Genomic DNA, 17920 nt, shown 5'->3' with positions numbered 1-17920 from the left:
AAGCGGTAAGGCACTGGTTTTTGGTACCAGCATTCGCAGGTTCGAATCCTGCTATCCCATCCACTTTATATTTTATAACATATAGAATTTCTTCCATTACTTTTTGCTTTATATAAAGCTTCATCAGCATTTTTTACAATATCTTTTATATCTAAACCTTTTTTATAAGTGCTAATACCAAAACTTGCAGTACAGTTATTTATAGTTGAGAAACTAGTTTTCTCAATTTTATTTTTAATCTTTTGGGATACAATATTTGCTTCTTCTAAATTCGTTTTAGGGCATATTATTATAAATTCTTCTCCTCCCCATCTTCCAACAGTATCAGTTTGTCTTATATTATCTTTTAGAATTTGAGCAAACTCTTTTAGGATTGTATCTCCTACTTGATGACCATAAGTATCATTTATTTTTTTAAAGAAATCTATATCTATTAAAATCAGACTAAAATCTTCATTATATCTTTTTGTATATTTTAATTGTCTCTGTAGAGTATCGTCTATTTTTGTTCTATTGTATAAGCTTGTTAATTTATCTGTAATAGAAAGTTCTTCAAGCCTTTTATTTAAGACTTTAAGTTCTTCTGATTTTTCATTTGTGATTTTTAGAAGTTTATTTTTTTCATTTAATAAAGACTGTGCTTTTATTTTATCATTTAAAGCATTTATTTTTTCGTTTTCAATTTTTTTATATTTATAAGATATTAAATAAGAAAGTGTTAATGCTTCTATTATAATACCTATTCCTATACTATGCGAAGATATGTAGTTAAATTCAACCATTCCTATATAAAATAAGATGCCATATAAAGTAAATGCAATATAAAAGATATGTGCTATTAAAAATATTTTTATAACTTGATTACCTTTTTTATAAATACTTATACTTATTAATAAAAATACAATTAATGAATAATTTAAGGTAATACTTAATAAGACTAATGAATGATTATAATTAATTAGTCCATATAGAAAATTTAAAGATAGTAATGTAATTACACTATTTAAAAATAAATGTTCTTTTTTATACTTATATTTTGTTTCGAAAACTGATTGTATAAATAAAGTTAAGAAAATAGGTATTAACATTAAAGCAAAATTGAATTTAGTAGCAATTTCTCCATATACATTAAAATAGTGAGCTAAAGAGCCATACATATAAAAAATCCAGATAGTGGCACTAAATAGATATAATGAATAGAATAAATACTCTTTATATTTAGTTGAAATATAGAATAAAAAATTATACCATGCTAAAGCAAGCAATAAACCAAAGAAAAATAAACCATCAGCTTTTTCATAAATTAAGTATTTTATGGATTCTATATTGTCAAAAATTGAAAAGTTATAAAAGTGATAAGCACTTGATTCTTGATTAATATAAAGTGTTTTTATTTCTTTTGGATTAATTGATATGGGATAAATTGCATTTGATCCTTTAAGTAATGTTGAGTTTTTTGGATTTTGTATATTAAGTTCTTCTTTTTTTAGAAGTTCTCCTTCTTTATTTTTCTCAAAATATAATATTTTATTGAGAGTAAATGCCATACTTTGATGAAGAGATAATTGCATTTTATCTTTCGTATTATTTCTTAATACTATTTTTATCCATGTATTTTTTACAGTTCTACCAAGTGAAGCTTTATTTTTTCCTTTTTTAAACTTTACTTCGTGAATATTATTAATATCTATATTATTTGAGTCATTTATATAATATAAAATTTCAAAATTACTTAATTTTACTTTTTTATCATTTATTTGAATTATATTAGAAGCATTTATGTTTAAAAAAAGTAAAACAAGCATGATTAATAACTTCATTTTATTTTTCCTTATTTAAAGTTTATATTAAAAGTTACATATTACATAAAATATTATTAAAACTTTGTATATAATTATAAAATTATATATATAACAGACACTATAACATTATTATTATTTATTTGTAAGATTATTTAATATATAATTACAAGTAAAATATAATAATAGGATTATAAATGACATATTTTTTTAATTTTATAGTACTTACTTTTATTATTATAATCTTTTCTGAAAATATTGATAACTATTTTACTTCATTGGCAAAATATATAGTTGAAAACTTAGTATAATATTGAAAAATATACTAAGGAGAGATTATGATAAAAACACCTCATTTAAGTGTTGATGGAATTATAAAACTTTATGATAATAATAAAAACTTTAAAGGTATTGTTTTTATAGAAAGATTAAATAAACCCTATGGCATTGCTCTACCAGGAGGTTTTGTTGATATTGGTGAGAGTGTAGAAAATGCCCTTGTTAGAGAAATGAAAGAAGAAACATCATTAGATGTTGAAATAGAGTCGTTACTAGGAGTTTATTCTGATCCAAAAAGGGATTGTAGATTTCATACTGTATCAGTAGTTTATATATGTAAGGCTTATGGTATTCCAAGAGCTTGTGATGATGCAAAAGAAGTTTTTATATATTTAGTTGATGAAATACCTCAAAATAAATTAGTTTTTGATCATTCTAAGATTATTTCTGATTTTCTTTCTAAAAACAGCATATTATAGTATTAATTTAAATTGACATTAATAATTATTTAATATAATTAGAAATATTATATTAAGGTTTATTTTATGAATTTCATAAAAACAATTGTTTTATGTCTTCTTTTTTTTAGCTTATTAAATGCTAAAAATGTTAATTCAATTGTTTTTGCACCTTTACCTACAAAATTAAAATCAAATATAATTAATGACTTTAATCCTCTTATATCTTATTTAGAAAAAAAATTAAATATAGAAATTGAATACAAATTTTATCAAAACTATAAAGATATTATTGATGCAATTAAAAATAAAGAAGTTGATATTGCTTATTTAGGGCCTCTTCCTTATATTGCACTTTATTCTGAATATAAGGGAGTTAAACCGTTGGTTAGTTTTAAAGAAAAAAATAAAAAGCATAATTATAGATGTATATTAGCAAAGTTTAAAACTTCTAATATTGATATTTCTAAAAACGTAAAAATTGCTTTAACTCAACCTTTATCTACTTGTGGTTATTTCATGACAAATATTTTATTAAAAAAACAATATGATAAAAGTTTGGAAAACTTTTTATATTCTTATGAAATGTCCCATGAAAACTCTTTATTGTCTTTAGTTAAAGGAACACATATTTTAGCTGGTGCAAAAGAAGATATAGCAAAAAAGTATGAAAGTTTAGGTGTTAGTATTATAAAAAGGAGTATTCTTCTTCCAGGTTTTACACTTGTAGGGAATAAAAATACTATTAGTGATAATTTATCTAGTAAGATAAAAAAAACACTTTTAAATATAGATACTAAAACCTTATCTACTTTAAAAAAAGGAAGGTATGGTTTTTCTTTAGCAACTCAAAAAGATTATGGAAATCTAAAAGTTAATATTAATAAAATACCTTTTGTGGGAAACATAAATGAATAAAAAATATTTTATGTATTTTTTTAGTTTCATCATTGCTTTTTTGATTTTTAGTTTTATTCTAAGTCGTTTAGAAAAAAATGATATTGATATTGTTTCTAAACAAAAATTAGAAGCAACTAAACTAGCATATAAAAGTATATTAGATACTTATAAATTAGCAGCAAAAAAAGATTTTAATTATATAGTAAAAGATAAAAAAGTATTAAAGTTACTTAAAAAATTTAAATACTCTAAGGAAGAAAATAAAAGTATATATAGGGGGTTATTATATAGAGAACTTTACAAAGAGTATGAACAGCTTAAACAAAGTGGATTAAGACAGTTTCATTTCCATACTCATGAAGGGAAAAGTCTTTTAAGATTTCATAATCCTTCTAATAGTGGAGATGAATTAATAGACTTTAGGGAGTCTATTAAAATAGCTAATATAAAAAAAGAAAAAAGTTTTGGTTTTGAAGGAGGAAGAGTATTCCCTGGTTTTAGATATGTATTTCCTATAGTTTATGAAGGTGATCATTTAGGGAGTGTTGAATTTTCAATCTCATTTGATTCTGTGGAAAAAAAGCTTAAAGATGTTCTTAATTCAAATATGTATGTTCTTTTGATGAATAAGGAAACTACACTACAAAAAGTCTTTAGTTCAAAAAGAAAATATTTTATTAAGTCTGATTTATCTGATGATTATTATTTAGAAAATAGTCTTATTTCAAATATAACCGAAAAATATATTAATAGTAGTTTGATTAAAAGATTAAATAAAAAGCTAAAAGAAAATGAAGAGTTTTTGAAACTACATAGAAAACATGAAAGTTTTTATATTCCTTTGATTAGTAATGATAAAGGTTATATAATAAGTTTTTTAGCTATTAAAGATACAAAAAATAAATTTGCAGGATACATAGTATCATATTTAGATTTTAAAGATTTGATTTTTATTACTAGTAAATATAATATTTTTATAGTTTTATGTTTTATTTCTATTGCTGTATTTATATATTTAATTTCAGTTGCTATTGAACAAAGATATAAAACAATAAGAAATAAAAAAGAATTAGAGTTAAGTAATAAAAACTTACAAAATATTATAGATAATCAAAAAAATATAATTATTTTGTATGAAAACAATTGTATAAAAAAAGTCAATAAAAAATTTACAGATTTATTTACTTTAAGTGATATAAATGAATATAAAGAGTTTGAAAATTATATTATAGATACTAAAGAAGAAGACTTTTTAACAAAGAATAAGTTTAAAAAATATGTAAAAGAAAAAAAGTTTGCATTGCTTAATAGTAAAATGTTAAGAATAAACAATACTATTGTAAAGAAAGAACAAATATATTTAGTAAACATCAATTTTTATAATGGTAATAATTCCTTTATTCTTGTTTTGACAGATATTAGTGAATTGATTAATCTTCAAAAAATAGTATATACTCAATCTAAAATAGCTGCTGTTGGAGAAATGATTGGAAATATCGCACATCAATGGAGACAACCTTTATCTGTAATTACTACTTGTATAAGTGGATTAAGATTTCATCTTGAATTAAATAATGAGTTAGATAAAAAAACTTTATTAAAAAATTTTGATCGAGTAAAATCACAAGCAATGTATTTATCAAAAACAATAGATGATTTTAGAGGTTTTTTTAAAGATGATGATTCTATTTTAAAAGAATTTAATGTAAAAGAAGTTCTTGATAAAGTTTATGATATCACTAAAGACTCACTAAAAGCTAATTATATAACTGTAAAGATTGATTCAGAAGAGATTATGATGTTTAATAATGATAGTATCATTGTTCAAACATTGATAAATATAATAAACAATGCAAAAGATGCTTTTAAAGAAAAAAATATAAACAGTAATGATAGATACTTATTTATAACATTAAAAAAACAAAATAAGAAAATCATGTTGGAAGTAAAAGATAGTGCAGGTGGTGTTGATGATTCTATTATTGATAAAATATTCGAACCTTATTTTACTACAAAACACAAATCAATAGGAACAGGTATAGGTTTATACATGACTCATCAACTTATTACAAAACAACTAAAAGGTAAAATCCTAGTAAAAAATAAATCTTATATTTATGAAAATAAAAAGCTTTTTGGTGCTTCTTTTCAAATAGATATTCCTATTTTATAAATAAAATATAAAAAATAGATTCACAAAAGCAGATGAATTATCCATCTACTTTTTTATGTTAAATGAACTTTTTTTTCTAAAATAGTTTGAACGCCTTCATGTTTTACTAATTCTTCAAACTCTTCTTCATCTTCTATTTTATAAATATATTCTTCATTTAATTCTATTGCTTTTTCAAGATCAGTAATAGCATTTTCTTCTTGTCCTAAAACTGCAAATACTTTTGCTCTTTGATAAAAGGCATTTGGATAATCACTATCTATTTCTAAAGCTTGGTTTGTTAAATTTAATGCCCAATTAGCTTCACCTAAATCAAGAATAGCATCTGCTTTATATGTTAAGGCTTCAACTTCATCTGGTCTGATTTTTAAAATCTCATCATAAATTTCAATTTTACCACTTGGTGTAGTTTCTTGAGAAGCTCTAAGCCATAATGAGTGAATAGCATTCATTATTTCTATTTCTTGTTCATTTTGTTTTACTTGCTTAGCTCTTTTTGCTAAGTCTTTTTCAAACATTGACATTTTTTCATCATATTCTAAAATAGTTTTTGATGTTTTTTCATCAATCATGTGTTTTACTTTTTCATTAATATCTTTAATAGAAGACCAACCAATAATTACTAAAATAGAACTGGCTGCTGCAATAATATAAAACATATTGTTTATTGTTGATGTTGCATAATTAATTACATTTGTAGATATGTCAACTTCTTTTTTTGCCAATGTCTTATGCAACTCAATTTTTAAGTCTCTATTTTCATCTCTTAATTGTTTTAATTCATTAAGAATATAATTCTCTACAAATGGATTATACAAAGGCTTTTTCAATGAATTTATTTTTTCATTTATTTTTTCTTTTGGTACTTGTTCAGTTTTTGTTTGGGCTATTAGTATTGTGCTAATTAATAGTAATAAAACTGCTATTTTTTTCATACTTTTCCTTTTGATTTTTCTTTATTAATTTTATTATATCTTATTTAATAAAAAGTAAAGTAAAGAAAAATTTAGAATAAAATTATAGAAAAAATTGTATAATTCAAGAAAAAAATTAAAGGATAATTTTGGCACTATTAAACAATGATAAAGATATTTTACCTCTAAGTAGTATTGCTGAACTTCTAACAGCAAAAGTAAGAACACTTAAAATGTATGAAGATAAAGGGTTGCTTCCTAAAAAAATTGATGGTAAAAAACTTTACTCTATTAATGATGTTAAAATGATAGCTTTTGTACACTATTTAGCAAGCGCAAAAAAAATAAATGCAAATGGTATTAAATATATTACTGAAATGTTAGAAAACAATATGGATGAAAAGAATAAAGCAGACTTTTTAGATATTGTAGAAACAAAAATGGAAAAGCTTTCTGGAATAGATGTAAAAGATGTAGATGTTATTTAGTTCCAATTTTAAAAAATTGGAACTAATTTATAATCTTGTGTTTGCCATCCTATCAAAGAGATAAAACCATCTGCAATAATATTCATTTCTTTTGGAATAGTATTATTATCTACTTTAAATACTTTTGTAGCAACTGCACAAACTTCCATTCTTACACCTGCTTTGCTTAGGTTTTTTATAGAGTTTTGAATAGCTTCTAAATGTTCTTCATGTTCCATTTCAAAAGCTTCATCTTGTTTTGTACTTAAAAACTTTACTGTCTCACCAATAAATACTAAAACCATTTTAGGTTTAACACCTTGTTTTATTAAACCTTTGTGTGTACCTTCTATGATGTTTAAGTAAAAAGCAGTTTTTCTAACATTTGTAAAGTCTATAAGAAATACACTTTTTGCTTCTTTTATTCCATTTAATGCAGCTTTATCATTTATTTTTTCTGCATTTAAATTATTTAAAAATAAAACTGGAATAAATAGAGTAAAAAGTAGTTTTTTTAGAATTGTCATCAGTTTTCCTTTTTATGTATATTTATAATTATAAATTATATTTTTATATTAAGAATAAAGAATTATAAATTAATATTATTATATTTTTCTAAAGTATAATAAAGTAACATTTTAAGCATATTTTTATAGTAGAATATATCTTCTATTGGATATAATTTGACAAATTAAAAATAGGAAAACTTTAATGAGTGATAGATTACATGAAATAATCGCCCAAATAGGTGTACTTCATAATGAACTTATAGATAATAAAAAGATAGAAAATGCAGATTTAGTATTTGAATTTATAGAAGAATATGATACTGATGTTCAAGAGCATTATTTAAATTTATTATTACAATATTACTTTCAAAAAAATGATTTAGATAATTTAAAAGAAGTACTTTTAGTAGGTGCAAAATTTGATATGAGATTTGATGATGTAAAAGAGGCTTTTTTACACATAAAAAATAATGATAAAAATGTAATAGAGTTTATGGAAGATAGTATTGTTTTTATAAAAGATGATATAAAAGATGAAATTAAACAGATGTACGATTATTATGTGAGTAATGAAGAATTACAAGTTACTTTAGAACAAAGTATTGAGATTATAAAAAGAAATAGATATGTATGTGCTTACTGTTATAAGAATATACAGAAGCAAGAGTGTAAGTTTTTTCTAAATGAAGATTTATTAGAAAGTATTAAAAGAGACTTACCTTATATTTTAAAGTAATATAAATGCCAACATCTTTTGAATTTGTAATTCCTGATAATTTTTTGTTTATTCCAGCAAATTTGTCATTTATAAGCTTTTGTATTTTTTTTAGTTTTATATTATTTCGGATATTTAAATCAAAAATCATTTTTATGATATCTTTAGTTTTGACATTAAGTATATTTTATAATGATTTACTTTTAAAGTATGCAATTAAGAGTTTTTATTCTATTACTTCATATAATAGTACTTTTAATAAACAAGCACAAAAAAATCAATATGGAAGAATAGAAAGTCTTTCTACTATAAAAGTGTATGGCTATGATATAAATCAGTTAGCAAACTTATCTTCAAGTAATAAGCAAAAAATCATAGCTTTTCATGAAGAACATATAGAAAAGTTTCTTGAAATACCTTCAATTGAGTATAAATTTAAAAGATATAAATACAAAAAAATAAGATTACCTTTAAATTCTTATGAATATTATGAAGACTTTGATAACATAAAAAAAGCTAGATATTCAATAAATGTAGAAAAAATCAATAGTTTTTTCCCAGAAATATATGATGAATATAAATATAGGTTTATAGATAATAAATCAAATGAAGTATTAGCTACAGCTTATTATTTGAAGTTTATTGAACGAAAATCATTAAGACATAAGTTTTTGTATTGGGATGAGAGTAGGGATAAGTCTTTTTCTCCAAATGATATAGAAAATTTTGATGAGATTTATAAAAAAGTATTTTTATAAAGATAAAGTAGTATTAAAAAATACTACCCATCTCGTCATTTAAATATTCATCAATCTTTTCTTTAAAATCAATAAATTCTTTATTTCCAAGTTTATTAAAAATTACTATTTCTTCTCCAAAGTCATCATGAATAAAATGCTCTTGTTGAATTACTTGATTGTATAGTTTTTGAATATCTTCATCACTTTCATCTTTATTGAATAAAAACCAGTTAGCAGTTGCATTTTCTATTCTTACAAGTCCATAAGTTTTATTTTCATCTACATAGTCTTGAATAGTTCCACCATCAAATTGTGCTCCTACTACTATGTCATCTTCATTTAAAATCATTTCCATTTATAAACCTTTATTTTGAACTTAAAATGAATTATAATTAAAGTACTATTACTTAAGGCTTTAAGAGGCTTTGTTTTATGAACTATTTGATACAATTGCTAAAATTTTTAAAAGGCTATAATATAAAAAAGTTTAAAAAAGTTCATATAGAAATTACAAATATTTGTAATCTTAAGTGTACATTTTGTCCTCCAAAAATAAAGCCAAATGAAACTATGAGTTTAGAGCATTTTGAAGATATAAACTCTCAACTTAAAGATTATACAAAACAGTTAGCTTATCATGTAGTAGGTGATCCTTTAGTTTTATCTAATTTAGGTAAATATTTAGATATTAGTTTAAAGAATGATTTAGAAGTAAATATTACCACAACTGCTAATAATTTAAATGAAAAACATTTTGATACTTTAATGCACAAGGCAATAAGACAAATAAATTTCTCAATTAACTCTTATAATGCAAACTCTCATAAAAAAAGTTTAGATGAGTATTTAAATCCTATTATTAGTTTTATAAAATATGCACAAGAGAAAAAGCATGAGTATTTTATAAATCTTAGAATATGGAATTTAGATGAAGAACAAAGTGCTAAGCAGTTTAATGAAAAAGTATTTGAAAAAATAAATAAAAGTTTTAATACAGATATATTACTTGATGAGGTATATAAAAATAAACCTAAAAATATAAGAATAGATAGAAAACTATTTTTTAATTTCGATGAGTATTTTAATTGGCCTAGTTTAAAAAATGATTTTGTATCAAAAGAAGGTTTTTGTTATGGTTTAGATTCACATTTTGGAATACTTTCATCAGGTGATGTAATACCTTGTTGTTTAGACCAAAATGCCTGTGTTAATCTTGGAAATACAAATACTACACAAATAAAAGATATTTTAAATTCTAAAAGAGTAAAAGCAATACAAAGTGGCTTTAGACAAAATAAAGTAGTAGAAGAACTTTGTCAAAAATGTGAATATAGACTTAGATTTGATAAGTAAAACTAAGCTATAATCTTATAAATTATTAAAAGGTTGAATTTGAACGAAATAGATATTTTATCAAGAAGTTTAAAGGACTTCTTGACTCCAAAGATGTTAAAAATTGCATTAGTTCCTTTAATAGTGACTATGATTTTAATTTATTCACTATTTTTTGCAGCTGCTGATTTTGGAATAACAGCACTACAACAAGCAGCAGAAGCTTCTCAAAATGGACAAGAAGTTATTATTGATGAGAATGCACCATTTTATTTTGTATGGGCTACATATTTAATTGTATTTTTATTTAAGTATTCATTTACTTCTTGGATTGCAGCTTTTCTTCTTTACACTATAGGTTCTATCATAGTTTTACAAGCTTCTGTTATTTTAACTTTAGTTGTGATTGGTTTTTTAACACCGATGATTTTAGGTGTAGTTCATAAGAGACATTATAGTCATTTGACTTTACATGGTCATGGTTCTTTACTATCTCCTCTTTGGGTTTTATTTAAAAGTTCACTTATGATGATACTTTTATTTATACTTTTAATTCCTGTGTATTTTATACCTTTATTAAATATCATTGCTTTTGCTTTGCCTTTGTACTATTTCTTTCATAAGCTTTTAAATCATGATGTTGCATCAACTCTTTTAAGTGAAGAAGAGTATAAAAAAATCTATAAGAAAGAAGCAAATGCTTTTAGAGGAAGAACTCTATTTTTATATTTAGTTTCTATGATACCTTTTATTACTCTTTTTACAGCAGTATTTTATATAATATATTTAGGTCATGCTTATTTGATAAAACTTGAAAAACTTTATGAGTTTGAAGTTCCAAAAACTTCTAATATAAATAGTGAAGAGAAGAAAGAAGAAGTAAAGTTTTTAGAAGATAGGTAAGAGTTTCTTACTTATCTTTTTTTATGGTAATGTAGCCTGTGCAGCTTCTATTGCCTTTTTAGCATTTATCTTCCCATAAGCTCTTTTAGTGTCAAAATTTCCTGTTGTATAATCAGCATTACTTCCACCAATTTTATCTGTAGTTGAAATCAAAATATTTCTTACTTGGTCAAAAGTAAGATTTGGGTTTACAGATAATATCAATGCAACTAAACCACTTGTTGTAGGCGCTGCAAAACTTGTACCCGATGTTAAAGTATAGTTATTTAAATTTTCATTTGTATAAGAAAGTTGAGAGTTACTATTTCTACCTGCATTTCCACTTTGATCTAGTGATAAAATACCAAGTAAGCCATCATTTAAACTTCCACCACCAGGTGCAATTACATCAATAGCTGAACCATAGTTTGAATAAGAAGTTACATCATTTAAAACACTTGTTGCTCCTACTCCTATTACAGAATCAAGTTCCGATAAACTTTTTTCGCCTGCTTGGTCTAAATCTGTTCCATCATTTCCTGAAGCAAAAACAATTATTATCCCTTGATCTTTAAAATCTTCAATTAATGCTCTAAGTGGAAGTGTGTAGCTATCCCATAAATTAGGATCTTCACTAGATATACTCCAACTACAGTTTATTACCTTTGCACCAGCTTCTTTAGCTTTATTAAAGGCTGTTAGGTATTTATCTATAGTAGAACCTTGTGTAGCTAAATTAATATTTATTAATGCTATTTCAACATTAGGAGCTACTCCTATTTCATCTCCAGCAATTATTCCTGCAGCTGCTAATCCATGATAAAACGTATCACCATCTGTATCAGAAACATTTGTGCCACCATCACTTTCATTATATGTATAAAAAACTTTGTCTTTTATATTTGGATGATTTATTTCAAAATCTTCGTCAATTATAGCTACTTTTATTGCTTCACCATTTGTTTGTTTACCTTTTGTAACAGCCCAAGCTTCTTCCAAACTTATGTGTGCTTCATTGTTTATATTATTGTTTGTTTTATATGTAGCATTGATATCTTTATTTATATGCCAAGCAAATTGAAAAAAATCATTCCCTAATACAGAGTTTACTACGTTTGAAATAGAACTTGATGAATTACTAGAACCACTTCCTCCACCACCACAAGCTGTAAGACTAATAGCCAAAGTAATAGCTATACTATAATTTTTTATATGTTTTAATTTCATCTTTTTAACTTTACAATGTAATTTGGTGTAGCACTTTTTATATCTTCTTTTTTATGTAGTTCTTGTGCTAAAGTAAAAATATTTTGTGTATCTTCAACTTTTATTAGAAAAAATCTTTTACTTATTTTTTTATAATTTGTAATATTTAAGTCACTAAAATCATCTTCACAATATGCTTCTTTATGACATTGAACAATAAGTTCATCTTTAAATTGAACAGTATTTCCATTTGTTGTTTTATAAGTATGTATTTTTTCAGAGTTTTCATTTTGTTTATTAACACTTAGGCTTTCAGACTCAAGAGGCTTGATAAGTTCAACTTTTTTATCAAACTCATAATAGAAGTCATTTGCTAGTAAGTTACTTGAAATAAGTGTAACTAAAGCAATAAATATATTCTTTTTCAACTAAACTTCTCCTATAACTAATCTATATCCAGTACCTTGAACATTTTTCAAGCATTTTTCTGGCAATTTTTTTCTAAAGTTTTTAATAAATAATCTCATAGCATTTTGAGTCATCACAGAATCTTCATCCCAAATTTGATTTTCCATTTCTTCATAAGTAATAATTCTATTTTTTGTTATAAGTAGTTTTAAGAACATATTCTCTTTTTTTGTAAGATTGAAAACTTCCTCATTATTTGAAACTATAGATTTACTATAATCAAAATACCATTTTTCATTTAATGTAAAAATTTTATTATCATCATGTGTTTTTATAAATGCTTCTAATGCATCCATCAATTTTTCTTGAGTTATAGGTTTAATAATATACTTTACTAGATGTAGTTCAGCTGCTTTTAGCATATACTCTAAATCTGTATGAGCAGATGTGATTATTATTCTTGTTTTTGAATCAGATTCTCTTATTTTTTTTACTAAATCAATACCTGTTTCACCTGGAGGCATTTTTATATCAGTTATTATTAAATCAGGTTTGTTTTGTACATATTTGATATATCCATCACTTGCATTTTTTGCGGTAATTGTCTCTTTAAATAAGTGCTCTAATATCTCTTTTATATTGTTTCTAATGCCATCTTCATCCTCTATATAAAGCACTGAAAAAGCATTTAACTTATTTACTATATTATCTTGCATTTCGATAAAATCCTTATTAGAAATATTATGCTATCATAGCATATTAAAGGTTACAGGACAAGAAAAGTTGAATTTAATAACAGAAAAAAATTTATCAAAAATTATTATTTACATTTTTATTATTATTATGTCGTCAATGATATTTATGATTTCATATTTTTATGTAAAAAATACATACGATGACTTTGAAAAACAAATGGAAAACTTTGTTCATGAGTATTATGAAGAACAAAAAAGAATATTAAAAAAAGAAATAGATACAGTTATTGATGTCTTAAATTATAATTTAACAAAAGTAGATACAAATGAAAAAGAAATAAAAGAAGATGCCATAAGACTTTTAAATAATATTTCATTTCAAGAAAATAAAAGTAATTACTATTTTGTATATGATATTTTAGATATGAATGGTGGTGATAATTTTGCTAGATTGATAGTAAATCCAAATAGACCTGATTTATTAGGAAAAGTAATTTCTACAAACTACAAAGATGCAAATGGTAAAAAATTTAGAGAAGAGTTTTTAAATAAGATAAAAGTAAAGGGAGAATCTTATACTCAATATGCTTACAAAAAACCTAATACAAACGATGAAATAAAACAAAAATTATCATATTTTAAGTATTACGAAAATTGGAATTGGGTTATAGCTGTAGGTGTTTACATGGACGATATTGAAAAAGAGATAAAGAAAAAAAGAGAGGCATTAGAAAAAACAGTTCGAAATCAAGTAGGGCAAAATATAGTTTTATTTGTGATGTTTTTATCAATTGCTATTTTAATATCAATAGCTGTATCTCAAAAGATTGATGAGGTTTTAAAAAATTATCAAAATAAAGTAAAAACAAAAGCCCAAGAATTAGAAGAACTAAATCAAAATCTTGAAAATAAAGTATTTTATGAAGTAGAAAAAAATAGAGAAAAAGAACAACTTTTAATTCAAAAATCAAAATTTATTGCACTTGGTGAAATGATATCAAATATAGCCCATCAATGGAGGCAGCCTTTATCAGAACTCTCTTCAATTTTGATGTATATAAAATTTAAGCATAGTATGGGACTTTTAGATGATGAAACAATGAACAAAAAATCAAGAGAAGCTGATAAAGTTCTTGAGTTTATGTCTCATACTATTGATGATTTTAGAAACTTCTTTATGCCTAAAAAAGAGAAAGAAGAGTTTACTTTATGCAGTATGATAGACTCAGTTATGACAATAGTTGCTAGTGCTTTAGAAAATAATAATATAAATGTAACAATTGATGTAAATGAAAAAATAAAACTTCATACTTATTTAAATGAATATGAACAAGTATTATTAAATATTTTAAAAAATGCAAAAGATGTACTTATTGAAAAAAAGATAGAAAACCCTAAAATCTTTATCTGGGCAAAAGAAGAAGAGTTTGAAGTTACTTTATATATTGAAGATAATGGTGGAGGAGTAACTGTTGAACCAAAAAGTAAAATTTTTGAACCATATTTTACTACAAGGGATGATAGTGATGGAACAGGAATAGGGCTTTATATGTCAAAAATAATTGTTGATAAAAATATGAAAGGCAAGCTATTTGTAGAAAATATCAATGATGGGGCTAGGTTTTCTATTTCTATTCCAAAAGAGAATAAATAGCAATTTAATCCAATAAAAAAGTTTGCTTTTTTGATATACTATAAATTATGAATAAAAATGAAGATATTATTTACGATGCAAAATTTTGGAAGCCTAAAATAAATGAAGATATAGTTTTACATAAAGCTCACTTTAATAACTATGGTTTTGATAAACATGTACATGAAGATTATACAATTGGTCTTATTTATGAAGGACAGATGGATGCTTTTGTAGATGGACAGAAAAAAAAGCTAAATAAAGCCTGTGTAATTACGATAAATCCAGATGAAACTCATGCTTGCCAGACGCAGTACCATGAGGGCTATAAACATTATTCTATATATCTTAAACCAAACTTTATAAAAAAGCTTGAAGAAGAAAATTTCTATAATCAAGAGCTTTTTTTCTCTTCTGGAATCTTTGAAAATAGATTTTTTGCTAATAAATTAATAAACATAATCATGGAAAATGAGTATAAAGCAAACTCAAGTATTGACTTTGAGTGTGAACTTGTAAGTACTTTAAATGAGTTATTTTTAAATAATAGTAAAGCTAAAATGCCTATTATTTTAAGTGAACATGATAAGATGATAAATAGAGCAAAAGAGTTTATGAACTATAATTTACATCTTGATTTATCTTTAGATGATATTTCAAATGAACTTGATATTTCAAAGTATCATTTTTTAAGACTTTTTAAACAAAAGACTTTTATCTCTCCTCACTCATATCTTATGTTGAAAAGAATTGAACGAGCTAAGCAGGCTTTACAAAAAGGCGAGAGTATTATAAATACTACATATATGTGCGGTTTCAATGATCAAAGTCACTTAAATAGAAGATTTAAAGCTTATGTTGGTTTAACTCCTGGAAATTATAGGAAGTTTTTTAATTAGCAATTATATCCAAGATTTTTCTTTTTATTCTTTGTTAAAATTCAATTATGAAAAATGATTTTAAAGATGGATTTATGGCAAATTTGCCAATTGGAATAAGTGTTTTTACTTATGGTTCAGTATTAGGTGTTCTTAGCTCTCAAAAAGGAGTTGAACTTTTTGAGTTAGTACTTATGAATATATTTATTTTTGCAGGTTCTTCTCAATTTGTGTTAGTTCAAATGTGGGATAATACTCTTGATATCATAGCCATGATAACAGCTGCTTTACTTATAAATTTAAGATATTTTTTAGTTGGAGCCTCTTTGAATCCACTATTTAAACAAAGTAGTAAAAAAGAAAAACTAAAATATATGCACTTTGCTACTGATGAATCTTGGGCTATAACTATGCAAAGATTAAAAACTCAAGAAATAAGTCCAAAGTTTTTACTGGGTGGAGGAGTTTGTATCTTTGCTACTTGGTTTATAGGTACAGTTTTGGGATACAATTTAGGAGAGTTTATCTCAAATCCAAAAATATTTGGTTTAGATTTTGCTTTTGTGGCGATATTTTTTGCCCTGGCACTTAGTATGTATAAAGGTAGTTCAGATATTTTACCTTGGATTATAACTTCATTGATAGCTATTATTTCAAGTTATTATATTGAAGGGAATTTCTATATAGTAATTGCAGCAATACTTGGATCATATAGTGCAGTGATTTTGCATAAAAGGAAAAGCTATGAATAGTCTTGATTTAAATGCTTTACTAATTATATTTATTGTTGCTCTTGGAACATATAGTTTAAGAGTATCAGGACTTCTTTTATCTTCAAAGTTTGTAAAAGAAGAGGGGGATTTAAAACTATTTTTGGATTATCTACCTTCAACATTACTTTTGGCTTTGGTTGTTCCTTCTATCTTAAAAGAGGGTGTTATTGGTTTAATCGCTGCATTTTTAATATTTTTGTGTATGTATAAAACAAAAAGTATATTGTTATCTTTAATTGTTGGAGTTTTTACTATAGCGATTTATAGAAACTTTTTTATATAAAGATAGGATTAAAATTAATCCTCTTCTTTATATTTATCTTGCATTTTTTTTGTAAAATAAGCTAGCATTATTACTACAATTGTAACAATACTAAAGCCTATTATTTCAGATATTAAATCACTCATATCTAATTTTTTTTAATTTTTTTAATATATCTATATACAGAAGGTTCTGACATTTGAAGTTTGTCTGCTACTTCTTGAACGGCACCTCTTATATTAAAAATCCCACAATCATTTATGGCTTTTATAATTTCTGTTTTTTCTTTTGTTGTCATTCTTTTTGGAAGCACATCAAATTGATCTATTATCGCATCTATTTTACTTAATGTTGTTTCATGAGGGTTTGTATTTAGATTCTCTTTTATATTATTAAGTGATAAAATCTTATCATCCACATAGTTTGGTAATAAAGATGTGATAAACGATAAGGATTTTTTAACTTCATGATAATCAGAGTTTAAACATAAAGCACCAACAATCTCATTTTTATCATCTCTAATAAAATAAGTAGAAGAGTATAAAAGTCTTCCTTCAATTGTTTTAGAATTATAATTACAAATAAATTGTTTATTTCCTTTTGATTCAGTAGCAATAAAGTCTAAAACTAAATCAGTGATAGGATCACCTATTTTTCTATTGCTAATATCTCCGTTGATAATATGAACAATAGAGTTATCATAATTTGTTAAATCATGAATTATAATTTCTGTATTCTCACCTAAAACTTCGCCTAAAAAGTTAGCAATAGGAATATATTTTTTAACATAAGGGTTCAAAGGATGCCTTTTTATTATGATTGATTTTCTAAATTATAAGAAATATATAAAAAAATGTCAAGATGATAATAAATTGTTATCATGTTAATAATTCTTTT

General features: G+C 24.1%; 20 protein-coding genes. 12 read left to right on the top strand and 8 right to left on the bottom strand.

Going from position 1 to position 17920, the window contains the following annotated elements:
* Positions 1–65 precede the first annotated feature (65 nt).
* Positions 66–1820 (bottom strand): sensor domain-containing diguanylate cyclase, encoded by a 1755-nt coding sequence (locus tag ACH5BH_RS13535; RefSeq protein WP_423298729.1) that lies wholly within the window; start codon positions 1818–1820, stop codon positions 66–68.
* A gap of 317 nt (positions 1821–2137) precedes the next feature.
* Here ACH5BH_RS13535 and ACH5BH_RS13530 point away from each other — a divergent pair, with 317 nt between their 5' ends.
* The 3 genes from ACH5BH_RS13530 to ACH5BH_RS13520 all read left to right on the top strand — a co-directional run bounded on the left by ACH5BH_RS13530 (position 2138) and on the right by ACH5BH_RS13520 (position 5609).
* Complete coding sequence (locus ACH5BH_RS13530) at positions 2138–2557, top strand: NUDIX domain-containing protein (RefSeq protein ID WP_404308060.1); 420 nt, start codon at positions 2138–2140, stop codon at positions 2555–2557.
* Between the two features lie 66 nt (positions 2558–2623).
* Entirely contained in the window at positions 2624–3454 is an 831-nt protein-coding gene (locus ACH5BH_RS13525; RefSeq protein WP_423298728.1) for a phosphate/phosphite/phosphonate ABC transporter substrate-binding protein, read from the top strand.
* Positions 3447–5609, top strand: coding sequence for a cache domain-containing protein (locus ACH5BH_RS13520; RefSeq protein WP_423298727.1), 2163 nt, complete (start codon positions 3447–3449; stop codon positions 5607–5609). The genes ACH5BH_RS13525 and ACH5BH_RS13520 overlap by 8 nt, the downstream gene beginning before the upstream one ends.
* A gap of 53 nt (positions 5610–5662) precedes the next feature.
* Here the strand turns inward: ACH5BH_RS13520 and ACH5BH_RS13515 are convergent, their stop codons facing one another.
* A complete protein-coding gene (locus ACH5BH_RS13515) occupies positions 5663–6544 on the bottom strand; it encodes a tetratricopeptide repeat protein (RefSeq protein WP_423298726.1) in 882 nt (293 codons plus the stop codon).
* Positions 6545–6672: 128 nt separating this feature from the next.
* On the opposite strand from ACH5BH_RS13515, the gene ACH5BH_RS13510 reads away from it, so the two are divergent.
* Positions 6673–7011, top strand: coding sequence for a MerR family transcriptional regulator (locus ACH5BH_RS13510; protein ID WP_404308046.1), 339 nt, complete (start codon positions 6673–6675; stop codon positions 7009–7011).
* A gap of 8 nt (positions 7012–7019) precedes the next feature.
* Here ACH5BH_RS13510 and ACH5BH_RS13505 read toward each other — a convergent pair whose 3' ends face one another.
* Positions 7020–7517: a DsrE family protein gene (locus tag ACH5BH_RS13505; protein ID WP_404308044.1), complete on the bottom strand. Its 498-nt coding sequence runs from the start codon at positions 7515–7517 to the stop codon at positions 7020–7022.
* 184 nt (positions 7518–7701) lie between these two features.
* Between ACH5BH_RS13505 and ACH5BH_RS13500 the strand changes: the two genes are divergently transcribed.
* Both ACH5BH_RS13500 and ACH5BH_RS13495 read left to right on the top strand, forming a co-directional pair.
* Positions 7702–8235 (top strand): hypothetical protein, encoded by a 534-nt coding sequence (locus ACH5BH_RS13500; protein WP_404308043.1) that lies wholly within the window; start codon positions 7702–7704, stop codon positions 8233–8235.
* Positions 8236–8369: 134 nt separating this feature from the next.
* The gene (locus ACH5BH_RS13495; protein ID WP_423298725.1) at positions 8370–8972 is read left to right on the top strand and encodes a hypothetical protein; all 603 of its coding nucleotides are present in this window, start codon (positions 8370–8372) and stop codon (positions 8970–8972) included.
* 13 nt (positions 8973–8985) lie between these two features.
* Here the strand turns inward: ACH5BH_RS13495 and ACH5BH_RS13490 are convergent, their stop codons facing one another.
* Positions 8986–9309: a hypothetical protein gene (locus tag ACH5BH_RS13490; protein WP_404308039.1), complete on the bottom strand. Its 324-nt coding sequence runs from the start codon at positions 9307–9309 to the stop codon at positions 8986–8988.
* Between the two features lie 77 nt (positions 9310–9386).
* Here ACH5BH_RS13490 and ACH5BH_RS13485 point away from each other — a divergent pair, with 77 nt between their 5' ends.
* The gene (locus ACH5BH_RS13485; RefSeq protein ID WP_423298724.1) at positions 9387–10307 is read left to right on the top strand and encodes a radical SAM/SPASM domain-containing protein; all 921 of its coding nucleotides are present in this window, start codon (positions 9387–9389) and stop codon (positions 10305–10307) included.
* Between the two features lie 39 nt (positions 10308–10346).
* Positions 10347–11189 (top strand): EI24 domain-containing protein, encoded by an 843-nt coding sequence (locus tag ACH5BH_RS13480; protein ID WP_423298723.1) that lies wholly within the window; start codon positions 10347–10349, stop codon positions 11187–11189.
* Positions 11190–11210: 21 nt separating this feature from the next.
* Here ACH5BH_RS13480 and ACH5BH_RS13475 read toward each other — a convergent pair whose 3' ends face one another.
* From ACH5BH_RS13475 to ACH5BH_RS13465, 3 genes are read right to left on the bottom strand one after another with little or no spacing between them, the layout of a single operon-like run.
* Positions 11211–12395 carry a S8 family peptidase gene (locus tag ACH5BH_RS13475; protein WP_423298722.1) on the bottom strand — a complete coding sequence of 395 codons (1185 nt, stop codon included), beginning with the start codon at positions 12393–12395 and terminating at the stop codon, positions 11211–11213.
* The gene (locus ACH5BH_RS13470) at positions 12392–12802 is read right to left on the bottom strand and encodes a hypothetical protein (protein ID WP_423298721.1); all 411 of its coding nucleotides are present in this window, start codon (positions 12800–12802) and stop codon (positions 12392–12394) included. Before ACH5BH_RS13470 ends, ACH5BH_RS13475 begins: the two co-directional genes overlap by 4 nt.
* Positions 12803–13498 carry a response regulator transcription factor gene (locus tag ACH5BH_RS13465; RefSeq protein WP_404308029.1) on the bottom strand — a complete coding sequence of 232 codons (696 nt, stop codon included), beginning with the start codon at positions 13496–13498 and terminating at the stop codon, positions 12803–12805.
* A gap of 145 nt (positions 13499–13643) precedes the next feature.
* On the opposite strand from ACH5BH_RS13465, the gene ACH5BH_RS13460 reads away from it, so the two are divergent.
* The 4 genes from ACH5BH_RS13460 to ACH5BH_RS13445 are packed head-to-tail and all read left to right on the top strand — an operon-like array spanning position 13644 to position 17044.
* Complete coding sequence (locus ACH5BH_RS13460) at positions 13644–15131, top strand: cache domain-containing protein (RefSeq protein WP_423298720.1); 1488 nt, start codon at positions 13644–13646, stop codon at positions 15129–15131.
* A gap of 47 nt (positions 15132–15178) precedes the next feature.
* On the top strand, positions 15179–16009 hold the full coding sequence (locus ACH5BH_RS13455) for an AraC family transcriptional regulator (RefSeq protein WP_423298719.1): 831 nt from the start codon (positions 15179–15181) through the stop codon (positions 16007–16009).
* Positions 16010–16056: 47 nt separating this feature from the next.
* Complete coding sequence (locus tag ACH5BH_RS13450) at positions 16057–16740, top strand: AzlC family ABC transporter permease (RefSeq protein WP_404308023.1); 684 nt, start codon at positions 16057–16059, stop codon at positions 16738–16740.
* The gene (locus ACH5BH_RS13445) at positions 16733–17044 is read left to right on the top strand and encodes an AzlD domain-containing protein (protein WP_404308021.1); all 312 of its coding nucleotides are present in this window, start codon (positions 16733–16735) and stop codon (positions 17042–17044) included. Before ACH5BH_RS13450 ends, ACH5BH_RS13445 begins: the two co-directional genes overlap by 8 nt.
* Before the next feature lie 127 nt (positions 17045–17171).
* Here ACH5BH_RS13445 and ACH5BH_RS13440 read toward each other — a convergent pair whose 3' ends face one another.
* The gene (locus ACH5BH_RS13440) at positions 17172–17822 is read right to left on the bottom strand and encodes a helix-turn-helix transcriptional regulator (protein ID WP_423298718.1); all 651 of its coding nucleotides are present in this window, start codon (positions 17820–17822) and stop codon (positions 17172–17174) included.
* Positions 17823–17920 lie beyond the last annotated feature (98 nt).

The sequence above is a fragment of the Arcobacter rhizosphaerae genome, assembly GCF_049472155.1.
In the GTDB taxonomy this organism is placed as follows: Bacteria; Campylobacterota; Campylobacteria; order Campylobacterales; family Arcobacteraceae; genus Arcobacter_B.
Note: the sequence above shows the minus strand (reverse complement) of the source record. Positions and strands in the feature narration are given on the sequence as shown.

Excerpts from the sequence above, each read along its gene's own strand:
- ACH5BH_RS13460 (WP_423298720.1), top strand. The coding sequence starts at position 13,644 with ATGATTTCATATTTTTATGTAAAAAATACATACGATGACTTTGAAAAA.
- ACH5BH_RS13450 (WP_404308023.1), top strand. The coding sequence starts at position 16,057 with ATGAAAAATGATTTTAAAGATGGATTTATGGCAAATTTGCCAATTGGA.
- ACH5BH_RS13515 (WP_423298726.1), bottom strand. The coding sequence starts at position 6,544 with ATGAAAAAAATAGCAGTTTTATTACTATTAATTAGCACAATACTAATA.
- ACH5BH_RS13525 (WP_423298728.1), top strand. The coding sequence starts at position 2,624 with ATGAATTTCATAAAAACAATTGTTTTATGTCTTCTTTTTTTTAGCTTA.
- ACH5BH_RS13475 (WP_423298722.1), bottom strand. The coding sequence starts at position 12,395 with ATGAAATTAAAACATATAAAAAATTATAGTATAGCTATTACTTTGGCT.
- ACH5BH_RS13465 (WP_404308029.1), bottom strand. The coding sequence starts at position 13,498 with ATGCAAGATAATATAGTAAATAAGTTAAATGCTTTTTCAGTGCTTTAT.
- ACH5BH_RS13455 (WP_423298719.1), top strand. The coding sequence starts at position 15,179 with ATGAATAAAAATGAAGATATTATTTACGATGCAAAATTTTGGAAGCCT.
- ACH5BH_RS13490 (WP_404308039.1), bottom strand. The coding sequence starts at position 9,309 with ATGGAAATGATTTTAAATGAAGATGACATAGTAGTAGGAGCACAATTT.
- ACH5BH_RS13535 (WP_423298729.1), bottom strand. The coding sequence starts at position 1,820 with ATGAAGTTATTAATCATGCTTGTTTTACTTTTTTTAAACATAAATGCT.
- ACH5BH_RS13445 (WP_404308021.1), top strand. The coding sequence starts at position 16,733 with ATGAATAGTCTTGATTTAAATGCTTTACTAATTATATTTATTGTTGCT.
- ACH5BH_RS13530 (WP_404308060.1), top strand. The coding sequence starts at position 2,138 with ATGATAAAAACACCTCATTTAAGTGTTGATGGAATTATAAAACTTTAT.
- ACH5BH_RS13500 (WP_404308043.1), top strand. The coding sequence starts at position 7,702 with ATGAGTGATAGATTACATGAAATAATCGCCCAAATAGGTGTACTTCAT.
- ACH5BH_RS13505 (WP_404308044.1), bottom strand. The coding sequence starts at position 7,517 with ATGACAATTCTAAAAAAACTACTTTTTACTCTATTTATTCCAGTTTTA.
- ACH5BH_RS13495 (WP_423298725.1), top strand. The coding sequence starts at position 8,370 with ATGATATCTTTAGTTTTGACATTAAGTATATTTTATAATGATTTACTT.
- ACH5BH_RS13485 (WP_423298724.1), top strand. The coding sequence starts at position 9,387 with ATGAACTATTTGATACAATTGCTAAAATTTTTAAAAGGCTATAATATA.
- ACH5BH_RS13520 (WP_423298727.1), top strand. The coding sequence starts at position 3,447 with ATGAATAAAAAATATTTTATGTATTTTTTTAGTTTCATCATTGCTTTT.